This window comes from Streptomyces sp. PKA51 (genome assembly GCF_057552455.1).
Genome location: NZ_BAAJPZ010000001.1, coordinates 594,615 through 612,616, shown reverse-complemented (window position 1 = coordinate 612,616; position 18,002 = coordinate 594,615). Strand labels below are relative to the sequence as shown.

General features: G+C 75.4%; 2 protein-coding genes and 1 pseudogene. 2 read left to right on the top strand and 1 reads right to left on the bottom strand.

Annotation, left to right across the window (positions count from 1 at the left end; translation table 11 throughout):
* Nucleotides 1-75 precede the first annotated feature (75 nt).
* Together AC27L3_RS02225 and AC27L3_RS02220 are read left to right on the top strand one after the other, a co-directional pair.
* Nucleotides 76-822 (top strand): HNH endonuclease family protein, encoded by a 747-nt coding sequence (locus AC27L3_RS02225; RefSeq protein WP_487232247.1) that lies wholly within the window; start codon nucleotides 76-78, stop codon nucleotides 820-822.
* A complete protein-coding gene (locus AC27L3_RS02220) occupies nucleotides 819-1,097 on the top strand; it encodes a hypothetical protein (RefSeq protein ID WP_487232246.1) in 279 nt (92 codons plus the stop codon). Before AC27L3_RS02225 ends, AC27L3_RS02220 begins: the two co-directional genes overlap by 4 nt.
* Nucleotides 1,098-1,187: 90 nt before the next feature.
* On the opposite strand, the pseudogene AC27L3_RS02215 reads toward AC27L3_RS02220, so the two are convergent.
* Nucleotides 1,188-17,975 (bottom strand): annotated as a pseudogene (locus AC27L3_RS02215) (type I polyketide synthase); the annotation flags it as partial.
* Between the last annotated feature and the right edge of the window lie 27 nt (nucleotides 17,976-18,002).

Here is an 18,002-nt window from a genome sequence, read left to right as displayed (position 1 = left end):
ACCAGGAGACCTTGCGGCTGCGGATATCCTGATTTTCCTGGGCACGCAGGACGAACACTGGCAGGGAGACACGTGGTGACGTGGCGTCGGAAGCGGTCGGCCGGGATGGTGGCGGCGATATGCGCGGTGGGCATCGCGCTGAGCGGGTGCGGGAAGTCCGAGGACACACAGCAGGACAAGCAGAGCGGGGGCGCCTCCCCCGCGTCCGCGGCGTCGTCGTCGGCGCCCGCATCACCGGGGGGCGGCGGCAAGAACGGCGCCAAGGAGGTCCTGCCGCAACTGCCGTCGGTCGCGCAGGCCCGTACGGAGCTGGGGAAGCTGACCGTGGCAGCCCAGCGGTCGATGTCCGGCTACAGCCGGGCCGCGTTCCCGCACTGGGCCCAGCAGGGCGACAAGTGCGACACCCGGGAGACGGTCCTGGCGCGTGACGGCCAGGACGTGAAGAAGGACGACCAGTGCCGGGCGGTCTCCGGCACCTGGTACAGCCTGTACGACGACAAGACCTTCACCAAGGCCTCGCAGGTCGACATCGACCACATCGTGCCCCTGGCCAATGCCTGGCGTTCGGGGGCCGACCAGTGGACCACGGAGAAGCGCAAGCAGTTCGCCAACGACCTGACGCACCCGCAGCTGCTGACGGTCTCGGCCGCGTCCAACCGCTCGAAGGGCGATCAGGGCCCCGACCAGTGGCAGCCGCCGGCCAAGGACGCCTGGTGCGTCTACGGCCGTGCCTGGACGTCGGTGAAGTCGACCTACGGGCTGACCGTCACCGACGGGGAGAAGAAGATGCTCGACACGATGCTGGGTACCTGTCGCTCATGACACGACAGCACGAGCAGTACGTGGACGAGCTGCCCGCCGGGCCCGGCGGGGCGATGACCGACGAGGTCGGCGTCATCACCGGCGACCTCACCGTCGTCACCGCCCGCCGCGCGGACGGGCGGGCCGACGTCCACGTGCAGTACACCGGCGCCGAGGAGTGGTACGTCCTGACCGGCAGCCCCGCCCCCGTGCCCGCCGCCGGCCTGCACGCCCTGCACCGGGCCGTGCTGGAGGCCGTACGGGCCGGCGGCGGCGCCGAGGTGCCGAAGGAGTGAGGGGACGAGCGGGCCCGATGGCCCGCTCGTCCCCGCGCCGCCGGCGGCCGGTCAGCGACCGGCGGTCAGCGACTGCAGCCACTCCTGCATGATGCGTGCGGTCTGCTCGGAGTCCTCGCGGACCATCGACAGGTGGTCCGCGTCGACCCTGCGCACGTGGGCCGAGGGGATCAGCGGCTTGTCGTCGCCCTCGGCGGGCGCGGAGCCGGCCAGCAGGTCGCGCGCGCACTGCACCATCAGCACGGGGGCGCTGGTGTGGTGCACCTGAAGCTGGTTGAGCAGGACCATCCAGCGGCCCATGGCCGACAGCCGGGAGTTGGTCATCCGCACCGGGGAGCTCTCCTCGCCGGTGAAGTTCAGCCGCATCATGCCCGCGTAGTCGATGCCCTCGTCGCTGTTGTGCTGGATGCTGAGGGTGTCGAGGAGGATCACCGCCTCGGGGCGGATGCCCCAGGTGCTCTCCAGCAGGCCCGCCGCCGCGTAGGCGAAGGATCCGCCGGAGGAGTGACCGACCAGCACGAAGGGCTCCCCGTCGCTGGCCCGCAGGGCGCTCTCGGCGATGACCCGGGTGGCGCTCTCGGGCGTGGCGGGCAGCCGCTCGCCGGTCGCGAAGCCGATCAGCGGCAGGGCCTGGACGTCGCGCTGCCCGCGGAAGTGGGCGGCGAGCCGGGCGTACTGGTGCACGCCGCCGTTGGCGGTGGGGGCGCTGACGCAGATCAGGCGCGGCCTGCCCGGCCCCTCGGCCAGGGCGGCCGCCAGCGGCAGGTCCTCCAGTTCGGCCGTGGCCTCGAACGTCGGTCGCAGGGCGGCCACGGTCGCCAGCATCCGCTGGGCCTCCGGCAGCTTGCCGCCCGCCATCGCGTCGAGGAACAGCCGCTCCAGCGAGTCGATCTCCACCTCGCCGGACGGCACCCTCAGGCCCTCGGCGGCGCCCTCCGGGCCCGGCTGCGCGGCCAGTTCGCTGCGCAGCCAGGCGGCCAGGTCGGCGGGCGTCCGGCTGTCGAACACCAGCGTGGCCGGCAGTCGCAGACCGGTGACGGCGGCGAGGCGGTTGCGCAGCTCCACCGAGGTGAGCGAGTCGAAGCCCAGCTCGTAGAAGTCGCGCTTGGCCTCGATCTCCTTCGGCGAGGCGTGGCCGAGGACGGCCGCGGCCTCGGTGCGCACGAGGTCGACGACGTGGCGCACGCGCTCGGCCTCGCCCATCTCCAGCAGTTGCCGGGTGAAGGAGACGGGGGTACCGGCCGCGCCGGAGGCGGTGGCGGCGGCGCGCCGGCCGCCCTTGACCAGGCCGCGGAAGAGCGGCGGCACGTCGCCGACCGGGCGCATGGTGCCGGCGGCCAGGCCCAGCGGGACGATCAGCGGCTCGTCCTCGGAGAGGGCGGCGGTGAACAGACGCAGTCCGTGCTCGACCGACAGCGGCGGCATGCCGCCGGACTGCATGCGCTGGACGTCGGCCTCGCTCAGCGAGCTGGTCATGCCCGCGTCCTGCGCCCAGGGGCCCCAGGCCAGTGACGTGCCGGGCAGGCCCAGGGCGCGGCGGTGCTGGGCGAGGGCGTCGAGGAAGGCGTTGGCGGCGGCGTAGTTGCCCTGGCCGGGACTGCCCATGACACCCGCGACGGAGGAGAAGGCCAGGAAGGCGGCCAGCTCGGGCGCGTGCTCGCGGGTGAGTTCGTGCAGGTGCCAGGCGGCGTCCGCCTTCGGCCGCAGCACGCCCGACAGGCGCCCGGCGTCCAGGGAGGTGATCACACCGTCGTCGAGGACGCCGGCCGTGTGGATCACGGCGGTCAGCGGGTGCCGGGCGGGGATCGCGGCCAAGGTCGCGGCCAGCGCCTCGCGGTCGGCGGCGTCGCAGGCCACGACGGTGGGCCGGGCGCCCAGCTCCTCGAGTTCGGCGACGAGTTCGGCCGCGCCGGGCGCGGCGGGGCCGCGGCGGCTGGTCAGCAGCAGGTGCCGCAGCCCGGCGCGGGCCAGGTGCCGTGCCAGGTGCCCGCCGAGGGCGCCGGTGCCACCGGTGATCAGTACGGTGCCGTCGGGGCGCCAGGGCACCTCGCCGGCGGGCGCGCCGGGCAGGGCGGCGAGCCGGCCCACGCGCAGGACCCCGTCCCGGACGACGAACTGCGCGTCGCCGCCGGACAGCGGTCCGGACAGCCGGGCCAGCGCATCGGCCGCGGCGGCGTCCTGATCCTGGTCCTGGTCCAGGTCCAGGTCCAGGTCCAGCAGGACGAACCGGTCCGGGTGTTCGGCGTGGGCGGAGCGCACCAGGCCCCACACCGCGCCGGCGGCGAGGTCTTGGACCGTGTCCCCCGCGTCGGCACGGACGGCACCCCGGGTGAGGAGGACCAGGCGGGCGGCGGCGAAGCGGTCGTCGGCGAGCCAGGCCTGCACCAGGTCCAGGGCGTGGGCGGTCACCTCGTGGACCGCGGCCGGCACGTCGCCGCCGGCGGGCCCGGCGACGGGGACGACGACGAGCTCCTCGCCGCCGGAGAGGGCGGCCAGCTCCGCCGCCGAACCGGCGCCCAGGGCGCCGAGCGTGGCCGTGCGCGGCGCGGGGGCGGTGCTCGCCTCGGGGGCGGGCACCCAGGCGACGTGGAAGAGGGGCTCGCGCGCCCGGGCGGCGACCACTTCGTCCGACGGGGCCCGCAGGACGAGGGTGTCCGCCGACAGGACGGGGGCGCCGTCGGCGTCGACCGCGGTCAGCGAGACGCTGTCGTCACCGGTACGGGTCAGGCGCGCCCGCAGCGCCGAGGCGCCCGCGGCGTGCAGGGAGACGCCGTGGAAGGACACGGGCCGGGCGATGACGTCCTCGTCGCCGGCGCCGGTGAAGCCGGCGGCGTGCGTGAGGGCGTCCAGCAGCGCCGGGTGAATGCCGAAGTACTGGGCGTCGCCGGCGGCCTCGCCCGTCAGTTCGGCTTCGACGAACGCCTCGTCGCCGCGCACCCACACCGCGCGCAGGCCCTGGAAGGCCGGGCCGTAGGGGGTGCCGTCGTAGAAGCCGTCGAGGTCGACGGCGCTCGCGCCGGCGGGCGGCCAGGAGGCGGCGTCCAGGCCGGTGATCCTGGCGCCGGGGGCGAGCACGCCGGTGGCGTGCTCGGTCCACGGCTCCTCGGGCGCGCCTTCCGGGCGGGAGTGGAAGCGCACCTCGCGCGCCCCCGCCTCGTCGGGTGCGCCGATCCACACCTGCAGCGTCAGGGCCGTGCCGGAGCCGGCCAGGGCCAGCGGGGTGGTGACGGTGAGCTCCTCGACCCGGTCGCAGCCGACCTGGTCACCGGCGCGGACGGCCAGTTCGACGAAGCCGGCGGCCGGCAGGACGACCGCGTCGCCCACCGTGTGGTCGGTGAGCCAGCCGTGCACCTGCAGCGACAGGCGGCTGGTGAACAGCACTCCCCCGGACCCGGCCAGCTGCACGGCGGCCCCCAGCAGCGGGTGGTCCGTGGAGACCATGCCGGCGGAGGTCACATCGCCGGTGAGGGCGACGGGCCGCGGCCAGTAGCGCTCGCGCTCGAAGGGGTACGTCGGCAGGTCGACGCGCCGCGCGCCGGAACCGGCGTACCAGGCGGCCCAGTCGATGCCGATGCCGGCGACGTGCAGCGTGGCCAGGGCGGTCAGCAGGGCGGTGGTCTCCGGCCGGTCCTTGCGCTGGGCGGGGACGGCCACCGGGTTCTGCTCGGGGTCCAGGATGCGCTGCGCGAGGGCGGTCAGGACGCCGTCGGGGCCCAGTTCGAGGAAGGCGGTGACGCCTTCGGCGGCCAGGGCGCGGATGCCGTCGGCGAAGCGGACGGTCTCGCGCACATGCCGCACCCAGTACTCGGCGCAGCCCAGCTCCTCGGGCCCGGCGAGGGCGCCGGTGACGTGGGAGACGACGGGAATGGCCGGCGGGTGGTAGGTCAGGCCCTCGGCGACGGCGCGGAAGTCCTCCAGCATCGGCTCCATCAGGGGCGAGTGGAAGGCGTGGCTGACGGTCAGCCGCTGCGTCCTGCGGCCCTCGGCGGCCAGTTCGCCCGCGATGCGCAGCACGGTGGCCTCCTCGCCGGCGATCACGACGGCGTCGGGGCCGTTGACGGCGGCGATGGCGGCGCCGGCGACGAGACGGGCCGTCACCTCCTCCTCGCTCGCCTGGACGGCGACCATGGCACCGCCGGCGGGCAGCGCGTCCATCAGCCGCGCCCGGGCGGCGACCAGCGTGCAGGCGTCCTCCAGGGAGAGCACGCCCGCGACGTGGGCCGCGGCGATCTCGCCGATGGAGTGGCCTGCGACGTGGTCGGGCGTGACGCCCCAGGACTGCACCAGCCGGAAGAGGGCCACTTCGAAGGCGAACAGGGCGGGCTGGGTGCAGCCCGTCTCGTTCAGCAGCCGGCCGTCGGGGTCGAACATCACCTCGCGCAGCGGGCGCTCCAGCTCGGTGTCGAGGTGGGCGGCGACGGCGTCGAGGGCCTCGGCGAACACCGGGAAGCGGGCGTACAGTTCCCGGCCCATGCCCGGGCGCTGCGCGCCCTGGCCGGAGAAGAGGACGGCGAGCGGGCCGGTCGTCCCACCGGCGTGACCGCGGGCGACCTCGACGGTCTCCACGGTCCCGTCCTCGTCCGCCTGCGAGGCCAGCAGCACGGCACGGTGCTCGAACAGCGGGCGTCCGGCCGCGAGCGAGTAGCCCACGTCGACGGGCCGGCGGCCCGGCTCGCCGGCGGGTGCGGCGAGCTGTTCGAGCTGCCGGGCCAGGGCGGCCTCGGACCGGCCGGAGACCACCCACGGGACCGGGCCCGCAGCGGCGAGCGGCCCGGACTCGGGCCGGCTCCCGGGCTGGTCCTCGGGCTGGTCCTCGGGCTGGTTCCCGGGCTGGTTCTCGGGTTGTTCGAGGATGACGTGGGCGTTGGTGCCGGAGATGCCGAACGAGGACACGCCCGCGCGCCGCGGCCGGTCGCGCTCGGGCCACGGCCGGGCCTCCCGCAGCAGTTCGACGGCGCCCGCCGTCCAGTCGACGTGCGAGGAGGGCTCGTCGAGGTGGAGCGACTTCGGCAGGACGCCGTGCCGCAGCGCCATGACGGTCTTGATCACGCCGGCGACGCCGGCGGCCGCCTGGGCGTGGCCGATGTTCGACTTCAGCGAGCCCAGCAGCAGCGGCCGGTCCGCGTCGCGGTCCTGCCCGTAGGTGGCCATCAGGGCCTGTGCCTCGATGGGGTCGCCGAGCGGGGTGCCGGTGCCGTGGCCCTCGACCGCGTCCACGTCGCGCGCCGTGAGGCCGGCGGCGGCCAGGGCCTGGCGGATGACGCGCTGCTGGGAGGGGCCGTTGGGGGCGGTCAGGCCGTTGGAGGCGCCGTCCTGGTTGACCGCCGAGCCGCGCACGACGGCCAGGACGGGGTGCCCGTTGCGGCGGGCGTCCGACAGGCGCTCCAGGACGAGCATGCCCACGCCCTCCGACCAGGCGGTGCCGTCGGCCGCGTCGGAGTACGCCTTGCACCGGCCGTCGGGGGCGAGGCCGCCCTGGACGGTGAAGCCCGCGAAGCTCGCCGGTGTGGTCATGACGGTCACGCCGCCGGCCAGCGCCAGGTCGCACTCGCCCTCGCGCAGGGACTGCGCGGCCCAGTGCAGGGCGACCAGCGACGACGAGCAGGCCGTGTCGAGCGTGGCGGCCGGGCCCTCCAGGCCGAGGGTGTAGGAGATGCGGCCGGACATCACGCTGCTTGCCAGGCCCGTGCCGGTGTGGCCGGCGACGTCGTCGCGGGAGGTGGTCATCAACTGGGCGTAGTCGAGCCCGTTGGTGCCGACGAAGACGCCCGTGGGGCTGCCCTGCAGGCGCTGCGGGTCGATGCCGGCCCGCTCGACGGCCTCCCAGGAGGTCTCCAGCAGCAGGCGCTGCTGCGGGTCCATGGCGAGCGCCTCGCGCGGGGAGATGCCGAAGAATCCGGCGTCGAAGTCGGCGACGCCCTGCAGGAAGCCGCCCTCCAGCGTGGCGCTGCGGCCCCGGCCGCCGGGGCCGCCGGTGCGCAGGGTCTCCAGGTCCCAGCCGCGGTCGGCGGGGAAGGGGGAGATGCCGTCGCGGCCCTCGGCGACCAGGCGCCACAGGTCCTCGGGCGAACTCACCCCGCCGGGCAGCCGGCAGGCCATGCCGACGATGACGACCGGGTCGTCGGAGCGCGGGCCGGCGGCCGTGCCGCCCGCCTGTGCGGGGGCCGCGGCGTGCTGGCCGAGGAGTTCGGTGAGCAGGTGGTCGGCGAGCACCCGCGAGGTGGGGTGGTCGAAGACGGCGGTGGCGGGCAGGGCCACGCCCGTGGCCAGGCTCAGCCGGTTGGGCAGTTCGATGGCGGTCAGCGAGTCGAAGCCGAGGTCGCGGAACTTCTTGTCCGCCTCGACGGCCGCGGCGTCGGCGTACCCGAGCACCGCCGCGACGTGCGTGCGCACCAGCCCGACGACGGCCGGGCCGCGCTCGCCCGCCGGCAGCGCCAGCAGCCGTTCCCGCAGCGCGGAACCGGCCGTCCGGGCGGACTCGCCCGCGGCCTGCGCCGGCTCCTCGGCGGCCTGACCGGTACCGGTCAGCTCCCGCAGCAGCGGGCTGGTGCGCAGGGCGGCGAGGGCGTCGAGGGCCTGCTGCCGGCGCGTGTCGAGCAGGACGAGCGCGGCCTCCGGGCGCGCGGCGGCCCGACGGACGGCGGCCAGGGCGAGCTCCTGGTCCAGGGCCGGGTGGGCCGCGTGGCGCTGCGGTGCGGTGCCGGTGGCCGGCTCGCCGCCGCTCCAGGCGCCCCAGGCCAGAGCCGTCGCGGGCAGCCCGGCCGCCCGGCGCCGGGTGGCCAGCGCCTCGCTCACGGCGCCGGCGACGGCGAGGGCCGCCCGGCCGGGGGTGCCGAGCGGTCCCGCCACGGAGGTGCACAGGACGAAGGCGTCCAGGTCGTGGTCGCGGGTCAGCTCGTCGAGGTTCCGGGCGGCCCGGGCCGTGGTGGACAGGAGCGCGGTGAGGCGTTCGGGGGTCAGCTCGTCCAGCACGCCGTCGTCGACGGTTGCGGCGGCGTGGACGACGGCCGTGAGCGGGGCGTCCTCGGGGATGCCGGCCAGGACGGCCGCCAGGGCCTCGCGGTCGGCCGCGTCGCAGGCGACGAGGTCGGCGTGGGCGCCGAGGTCGCGCAGTGCGGCGGCCAGTTCGGCGGCGCCCGGCGCGTCGGGACCGCGCCGGCTCACCAGCACCAGCCGCTCGGCACCGGCCTCGGCGAGGGTGCGGGCGATGCGGCTGCCCCGGCCACCGGTGCCGCCGGTGATCAGGACGGTGCCGCGCGGCGTCCACGCGGCGTCGTCCGCGGCGGGTGCGGCCGGCACGAGCCGGCGCCCGTAGGCGGCGGAGGAGCGGACGGCGACCTGGTCCTCCCCGTCGCTGCCGGCCAGGACGGCGGCGAACCGCCGGGCCGCCCGGGCGTCCAGCTGCTCGGGCAGGTCGACCAGGCCGCCCCACCGCGCCGGATGTTCGAGCGCGGCCACGCGGCCGAGGCCCCACACCCCGGCCTGGGCGGCCGAGGCGGGGCGGTCGGAGCGGCCGACGGTCACGGCGCCGCGGGTGACGCACCACAGCGGCGCGGCGATGCCCGCGTCGCCGAGCGACTGCAACAGCACGGCCGTGGCCACGGTCGCGACGGCGGGCGCCGCGTCGGTGCCGTCGGCGAGCGCGAGGAACGAGACGACGCCGGTGAAGCCGCCGTCCGGCGTGGTGAGTTCACGCAGCCGGGCGGCGAGCGCCGGGCGGTCCGTGGCCTCGCCGGCGCGCACGTCGACGGTCAGCAGCACGGTGTCGGTGCCCACGGCCCGTACGGCGTCCTGCATCCACGCCTCGTCGGGCGCGCAGTGCGCCGGGACGACGACCAGGCGGCGGCCGGCGGGGGGCGCCGTGCGCGGGCCGCCGGTCAGCGGCTTCCACGCCTCGCGGTGGCACAGCGCGTCGAGCGCGGACCGGTCGCGCCGGTGCCGGCGCCAGGAGGTCAGGGCGGGCAGCACGGCGCCCAGGGCCTCGGCGCTGACGTCGAGGTCGGCGGCGAGGGCGGCGACGTCCAGGTCCTCGCCCTCGACGACGGACCAGAACGCGTCGTCGGCGTCGGCCGGGGCCGGCGCGGCGGCGTCGCGCGTCCGCGGCCAGAACCGCTGTCCCTGGAAGGGGTACGTGGGCAGCTCCACGCGCCGGGCGCCCGTACCGGCGTACCAAGTGGGCCACTCGACGTCGACGCCCGCGACGTGGAGGCGGGCGAGGGCGGTGAGCAGGGCCGTCTCCTCGGGGCGGTCCTTGCGCAGCGCGGAGACGGCCACCGGGTTCTGCTCGGGGTCCAGGGTGTGCCGGACGAGGGCGGTGAGGGTCGCGTCCGGGCCGAGCTCCAGGAAGACGGAGGCACCGCGGGCGGCGAGATGGCGAACGCCGTCGGCGAAGCGGACGGTCTCGCGCACGTGCCGCACCCAGTAGTCGGCCGAGCGCAGCAGGCCCGGTTCGGCCAGGGTGCCGGTGAGGTTGGAGACGACGGGGATGGCGGGGGCGGAGTAGGCGATGGCCTCGGCCACCCGCCGGAACTCCTCCAGCATCGGCTCCATCAACGCCGAGTGGAAAGCGTGACTCACGGGAAGACGCTGCGACTTCAAGCCCTCCGCGACGCGCAGAACCGCTGCCTCCTCACCGGAGACCACGACGGACTGCGGGCCGTTGACGGCAGCAATGGACACACCGTCGATCAGGCGGGAGCGGACCTCCTCCTCCGACGCCTGCACGGCCACCATCGCCCCACCGGACGGCAACGCGCTCATCAGCCGGGCGCGAGCAGCCACCAGACGACACGCGTCCTCAAGAGACAGCACACCGGCGACATGGGCTGCGGTGATCTCGCCGACGGAGTGACCCGCGACGAAGTCGGGCCTGATACCCCAGGACTCCATCAGTCGGAACAGTGCCACCTCGAAGGCGAAGAGAGCCGGCTGGGTGTAGCCGGTCTCGTCCAGGCCCTCCGCCTCGCCGGACATCACCTCGCGCAGCGGCCGCTCCAGCTCGGCATCGAGCAGAGCCGTCACCGTCTCCAGCGCCTCGGCGAACACCGGAAAACGCTCGGACAACTCGCGTCCCATGCCGGCACGCTGAGCGCCCTGGCCCGAGAACAGCACCGCAAGACCACCGGCCACATCACCGGCCACCCCACGCGCCACCTCGACCGCCTCACCGGCCTCCGACGCCAGCAGCACGGCCCGGTGGTCGAACACCGACCGTCCCGCCGCAAGGGAGAAGCCGACGTCGGCGGGTGAGAGCCCGGGGTGTTCGGCCAGCCACTGCTGCAGTTGGGCGAGCTGGTCCGCAAGGGCCGCCTCGGACTTGGCCGAGACGGGCCAGGGAAGCGTCGCCGGCGCGGTGCCGGTGGCGTCCGCGGTGCCGGGCTCGTCGGTCTGCGGCGGCGCCTGCTCCAGGATGGTGTGGGCGTTCGTACCGCTGATGCCGAAGGCCGAGACGGCCGCGCGGCGGGGCCTGCCGGTGTCGGGCCAGTCGGCCGGCTCCGTCAGCAGGGCGACGTCCCCCGCGCTCCAGTCGACGTGCGAGCTGGGGGTGTCGACGTGCAGGGTGCGCGGCAGGACGCCGTGGCGCATGGCCATGACCATCTTGATGATGCCGGCGACGCCCGCCGCCGACTGGGTGTGCCCGATGTTGGACTTCACCGAGCCGAGCAGCAGCGGCCGGTCGTCGGGGCGTCCCTGGCCGTACGTGGCCAGGACGGCCTGGGCCTCGATGGGGTCGCCGAGGGTGGTGCCCGTGCCGTGCGCCTCGACGGCATCGACGTCGGCGGTGGTCAGGCCGGCAGCCGACAGCGCCTGCCGGATCACCCGCTGCTGGGACGGGCCGTTGGGCGCCGTCAGACCGTTCGACGCACCGTCCTGGTTGACCGCACTCCCCCGCACCACGGCCAGCACCCGGTGACCGTTCCTGCGGGCATCCGACAGCCGCTCCACCACCAGGACGCCCACGCCCTCCGACCAGCCGGTGCCGTCGGCCGCGTCCGCGAAAGCCTTGCACCGGCCGTCCGTCGCCAGCCCGCCCTGCCGGGTGAAGCCGGGGAAGCCGACGGAGGTGGACATGATGGTCACACCGCCGGCCAGGGCCAGGGTGCACTCGCCGGAGCGCAGGGCCTGGGCGGCCCAGTGCAGGGCGACCAGCGACGACGAGCAGGCCGTGTCGACCGTGACCGCCGGGCCCTCGAAGCCGAAGGTGTACGAGACGCGGCCGGAGACGACGCTGGCGGCGAGACCGGTGCTGGTGTGGCCCTCGATGTCCTCGTCGGAGTTCATCACCAGCATCGTGTAGTCCTGGCCGCCGGTGCCGACGAAGACGCCGGTGCGGCTGCCGCGCAGCGACGCGGGGTCGATGCCGGCCCGCTCGATGGCCTCCCAGGAGGTCTCCAGCAGCAGGCGCTGCTGGGGGTCCATCGCCAGGGCCTCGCGGGGGGCGATGCCGAAGAAGCCGGCGTCGAACTCGGCGATGCCGTCGAGGAAGCCGCCCTTGGCGGTGGCGCTGCGGCCGCGCCCGTCCGGTCCGCCGGACAGCAGGGTCTCCAGGTCCCAGCCGCGGTCGGTCGGGAAGTCGGCGATGCCCTCGCGTCCCTCGAACACCAGCTGCCACAGGTCCTCGGGGGACCGTACGCCGCCGGGGAGCCGGCAGGCCATGCCGACGATGACCACGGGGTCGTCGGCCGCCGCGGTGGCGACCGGGGCGCCCTCGCCGGCCCGCGCCTCGTCGTCGTGCTGGTCGAGCAGGAGGGTGAGGAGATGTTCGCCGAGCGCGAGGGGGGTGGGGTAGTCGAAGACGAGGGTGGCGGACAGCCGCAGGCCGGTGGCGTTGGTCAGGCGGTTGCGCAGCTCGACGGCGGTCAGCGAGTCGAAGCCCAGGTCCTGGAAGCCGCGCCGGGCGTCGACGGCCTTGGCGGAGGCGTGGCCGAGCACGGCCGCGGCCTCCGTCCGCACCAGGTCGGTGACGAACTTCGGGCGCTCCTCGCCCTGCAGGTCCCACAGGCGCCGGGTGAGCATGCCGGCGATGCCGGCGCCCTCGGCGGTGGTGGCGGCGGTGCGCCGGCCGGGCTTGACGAGGTCGCGCAGGACGGGCGGCACGGGGCCGGGTACGCGGACGGGCCCGGAGACGGTGCCGATGGCGACGAGGTGGCCGGCGTCGCAGGTGCCGGCGGCGTCGAAGAGGGCGAGGCCCTGCTCGACGGACAGCGGGGGCACCCCGGAGGAGGCGATGCGCTGCATGTCGGTCTCGGAGAGCGAGCCGGTCATGCCGGCGGTGGCCGCCCACGCGCCCCACGACAGCGACTGGGCCGGCAGGCCGAGGGCGGTGCGGTGGCGGGCGAGGGCGTCCAGGAAGACGTTGCCGGCGGCGTAGTTGGCCTGGCCGCCGGCGCCGGTGACGCCGGAGATGGAGGAGAACAGCACGAACGCCGCGAGATCGCGGTCCTTGGTGAGCTCGTGCAGGTGCCAGGCGGCGTCCGCCTTGGGGCGCAGGACGCGGGCGAGGCGCTCGGGGGTCAGCCAGGCGAGGACGCCGTCGTCGAGGATGCCGGCGGTGTGGACGACCGCGGTGAGCGGGTGGGCGGCGGGGACGGTGGCCAGGACGGCCGCGAGCGCGTCGCGGTCCGCGACGTCGCAGGCGGCGACGGTGACCTCGGCGCCCAGGCCGGTCAGTTCGGTGTGCAGGCCGGCGGCGCCGGGCGCGTCCGCGCCCCGGCGGCTGAGCAGCAGCAGGTGCTTGACGCCGCGTTCGGTGACGAGGTGGCGGGCGAGGCGGGCGCCCAGACCGCCGGTGCCGCCGGTGATCAGGACGGTCCCCTCGGGGTCCCAGGCGCGCGGCATGGTCAGCACGATCTTGCCGGTGTGCCGGGCCTGGCTCATGTGGCGGAACGCCTCGCGGGCCCGGCGTACGTCCCAGGTGGTCACCGGCAGCGGGTGCAGCGCGCCGTCGGCGAACAGGCCGAGGAGCTCGGCGAGGAGCCCGGCGATGCGGTCGGGGCCGGCCTCGGCGAGGTCGAAGGCGCGGTAGTGCACGCCGGTGAGGCCGTGCGGATCGCGGATGTCGGTCTTGCCCATCTCCAGGAAGCGGCCGCCGGGGGCGGTCAGCCGCAGGGAGGCGTCGACGAACTCGCCGGCCAGGGCGTTGAGGACGACGTCCATGCCGCGGCCGCCGGTGACCTCGCGGAAGCGCTCCTCGAAGCCGGTGGTGCGGGAGGAGGCGATGTGGTCGTCGGCGACGCCCAGGGCCCGCAGGGTGTCCCACTTGCCCTCACTGGCGGTGGCGAAGACCTCGGCGCCCAGGTGGCGGGCGAGCTGGATCGCGGCCATGCCGACGCCGCCGGCACCGGCGTGGACGAGGATGCGCTGCCCGGCCTGCAGGCCGGCGAGGTCCTTCAGGGCGTACAGGGCGGTGAGGAAGACCAGGGGCACGGAGGCCGCCTGCTGCGCGGTCCAGTCGTCGGGCACCTTGGCGAGGACCCGGTGGTCGGCGACGGCCAGCGGGCCGAAGCCGCCGGCCACCATGCCCATGACGCGGTCGCCGGGGCGCAGGCCGGTCACGCCGGGCCCGGTCTCGACGACGGTGCCGGCGGCCTCGCCGCCCAGCAGCCCGGCCTCACCGGGGTACATGCCCAGGGCGTTGAGGACGTCGCGGAAGTTGACGCCGGCGGCCTGCACCCGGATCCGTACCCGGCCGGGGGTCAGCGGCGCGGCCGCGTCGGGGCAGGGGACGAGGGCCAGGCCGTCGAGGCTGCCCTTGGCCGGGCTGTCCAGGCGCCAGGGGCCGCCGTCCGGGGGCGGCAGCAGGCCGGCCGCCGGGCCGAGGTGGGCCAGGCGGCCGACGCGGACGGCGCCGTCGCGCACGACGAACTGGGCGTCGCCGGTGGCCGAGAGGGCCGGCAGCAGGGGCAGGAGGTGGGCGAGGTCGGCGGTGTCGTCGAGGTCGGCGATCAGCAGCCGGCCGGGGTTCTCGGACTGCGCCGAGCGCACCAGGCCCCAGGCGGCGGCCGCGGCCAGGTCGCGTACGCCCTCGCCCTCCTCGGCGGAGACGGCGCCGCGGGTGACGAACACGAGCCGCGCGTCGCCCGTGCGCTGCGGCGCGAACCACTCGTGCAGCAGCTCCAGGACACGGGCGGTGAGCGCGTGCGCGGCAGCCGGCACGTCGTCCTCGGGGCCGGCCGTGCCGGACAGCGGCACCAGCACCAGGTCCTCGTCGCCGCGCAGGTCGGCGAGGGAAGGCACGAGAGGGGCGGCCGGGCCGGCGGGTGCCTCGGTGCCCAGGACCGCGCATCGCAGGCCGGTGACGGGTTCGGCGTCGGGCGCGGGCACCCAGTCCAGGGAGAGCAGCGCGTCGTGCTCGGGGCTGCGGCGCGGGGCGCCCTGCACGGCGGCCGAGCGGGCCCGCAGCGTCAGCTTGCGGGCGGAGAGCACGGGCGCGCCCTCGACGTCGGCCACGGCGAGGGAGACGGAGTCCTCGCCGGTCTTCGCGAGGCGGGCGCGCACGACGGAGGCGCCGGCGGCGTGCAGGGAGACGCCCTGCCAGCCGAAGGGCATCAGCAGGGTGTGCTCGTCGCCGACGCCCGCGAAGCCGTGGGCGTGCAGGACGGCGTCGAGGAGGGCGGGGTGCAGCAGGAACGCGGCGGCGTCCTCGGCCGTGCCGTTCGGCAGGGCCGCCTCGACGAACGCCTCGCCCTCGCGCACCCACAGCGAGCGCAGCCCCTGGAAGGCGGGGCCGTACTCGGTGCGCTCGTAGAAGCCCTCCAGGTCCATGACGACGGCGTTGGCCGGGGGCCAGGCGGCGGCGTCGAACTCCGTCACGTGCTCGCCGGCGGCCAGCAGGCCCGAGGCGTGCTCGGTCCACGGCAGGTCGGGGGCGGCGTCCTCGGGGCGCGAGTGGACGGTGACGGTGCGGGCCCCCGACTCGTCGGGGGCGCCGGCCAGGACCTGCACCTGGACGGCACCGTCCACGGGCAGGACGAGCGGGGCCAGCAGCGTGAACTCCTCCACCCGGTCGCAGCCGACCTGGTCGCCGGTGCGCAGCGCCAGCTCCAGGAAGCCGGTGGCGGGGAAGAGGACCCGGCCACCGATGGCGTGGTCGGCCAGCCAGGGGTGGGACTGCAGGGACAGCCGACCGGTGAAGAGCACCTCGTCGGAGTCCGCGAGCGCCAGCGTCGCCCCCAGGAGCGGATGCCCGGCGGGCAGCAGACCGGCACCGGTGACGTCACCGGTGGCCGCGGCAGGGCGGGGCCAGTGGCGCTCGTGCTGGAAGGGGTACGTGGGCAGCTCGACGCGCCGGGCGCCCGTACCCGCGTACCAGGCGGCCCAGTCGATACCGACGCCCGCGACGTGGAGGCGGGCGAGGGCGGTGAGCAGGGCCGTCTCCTCGGGGCGGTCCTTGCGCAGGGCGGAGACGGCCACCGGGTTCTGCTCGGGGTCCAGGGTGTGCTGGGCGAGGGCGGTGAGCGTGGCGTCGGGGCCCAGTTCGAGGAAGACGGTGGCACCTTCGGCGGCGAGGGTACGGACACCGTCGGCGAAGCGGACGGTCTCGCGCACGTGCCGCACCCAGTACTCGGCGGAGCAGAGGTGCTCGGGGTCCGCGAGGTCACCGGTGAGGTTGGAGACGACGGGTATGACGGGGGCGGAGTAGGCGATGGCCTCGGCCACCCGCCGGAACTCCTCCAGCATCGGCTCCATCAACGCCGAGTGGAAGGCATGACTGACCGGCAGCCGCTGGGACTTCAGGCCCTCGGCGACGCGGAGAACCGCTGCTTCGTCACCGGAGACCACGACGGACTGCGGGCCGTTGACGGCAGCGATCGACACGCCGTCGATCAGGCGCGAGCGGACCTCCTCCTCCGACGCCTGCACGGCCACCATCGCCCCACCGGACGGCAACGCGCTCATCAGCCGGGCGCGAGCAGCCACCAGACGACACGCGTCCTCAAGAGACAGCACACCGGCAACGTGTGCGGCCGTGATCTCGCCGACCGAGTGACCCGCGACGAAGTCGGGCCTGATACCCCAGGACTCCACCAGTCGGAACAGTGCCACCTCGAAGGCGAAAAGGGCCGGCTGGGTGTAACCGGTCTCGTCCAAGCCCTCCGCCTCACCGGACATCACCGCACGCAGCGGCCGCTCCAGCTCGGCGTCCAGCAGACCCGTCACCGCCTCCAGCGCCTCCGCGAACACCGGGAAACGCTCGCACAACTCCCGCCCCATACCCGCACGCTGAGCGCCCTGGCCCGAGAACAGCACCGCAAGACCACCGGCCACATCACCGGCCACCCCACGCGCCACCTCGACCGCCTCACCGACCTCCGACGCCAGCAGCACGGCCCGGTGTTCCAGGTGCGAGCGCTCGGTTGCCAGCGAGAACCCCACGTCGAGCGGGGAGGACAGCGTGGTCAGCGGGGACACCTGCTGCCACTGGGCATCGAGCGCCGCCTCGGTCTTTCCGGACAGCAGCAGGGGCACCACGCCCGCCGCCACCACCGGGACCTCGGCCGACGTCTCCGCCGGCGTCTCGACCGGCTCGGGCTGCTCCAGGATGACGTGGGCGTTCGTCCCGCTGATGCCGAAGGACGAGACGCCCGCTCGCCAGGGCCGGTCGACCTCGGGCCACGGCCGCTCGTCCGTCAGCAGTTCCACCGCTCCGGCCGTCCAGTCCACGTGGGAGGACGGGGCGTCGACGTGCAGCGTGCGGGGCAGCACGCCCTCCTGCATCGCCAGCACCATTTTGATGACGCCCGCGACACCGGCGGCGGCCTGGGTGTGGCCGATGTTGGACTTCACCGAGCCCAGCAGCAGCGGCCGGTCCGCCTCGCGGTCCTGGCCGTAGGTCGACAGCAGGGCTTGCGCCTCGATGGGGTCGCCGAGGGTGGTTCCGGTGCCGTGCGCCTCCACCGCGTCGACGTCGGCCGTGGACAGACCGGCGGCGGCCAGCGCCTGCCGGATCACCCGCTGCTGGGACGGGCCGTTGGGCGCCGTCAGACCGTTGGACGCACCGTCCTGGTTGACCGCACTCCCCCGCACCACAGCCAGCACACGGTGGCCATTGCGGCGGGCATCCGACAGCCGCTCCACCACCAGAATGCCCACGCCCTCCGACCAGCCGGTGCCGTCGGCCGCATCGGCGAACGCCTTGCACCGGCCGTCCGTCGCCAGGCCGCCCTGCCGGCTGAAGCCCGAGAAGCCCATGGGGGTCGACAGCACCGTGACGCCGCCCACCAGCGCCAGCGAGCACTCCCCGTTGCGCAGGGCGTGGGCGGCCAGGTGCAGGGCGACCAGGGAGGACGAGCAGGCCGTGTCGACCGTCACCGCCGGGCCCTCCAGCCCGAAGGTGTAGGAGATGCGGCCGGAGAGGACGCTGCCGGCCAGGCTGGTGCCGCCGTGGCCCTCGATGTCCTCCCGGGAGTTCATGACCACACCGGCGTAGTCGACGCCGTTCGTCCCGACGAAGACACCGGTCCTCGTGCCCTGCAGTGCGGTGGGGTCGATGCCCGCCCGCTCGAACGCCTCCCAGGAGGTCTCCAGCAGCAGGCGCTGCTGCGGGTCCATGGTGACGGCCTCGCGGGGCGAGATGCCGAAGAAGTCGGCGTCGAAGGCGGCGGCGTCGACGAAACCGCCCTGGGCGGTCGCACTGCGGCCGCCGCCGTCGCCGGTGAGGGTGGCCAGGTCCCAGCCGCGGTCGGTCGGGAAGTCCGTGATGCCGTCGCGTCCTTCGTGCAGCAGCACCCACAGCTCCTCGGGCGAGCGCACACCGCCGGGCAGCCTGCAGGACATGCCGACGATGGCGATCGGCTCCTGCTTGCCCGACTCGGCCTCCAGCAGTCGTTGGCGGGTCTGGTGCAGATCGGCCGTGACCCACTTGAGGTAGTCAACGAGCTTGCTGTCGTTGGACATGTGACGTGG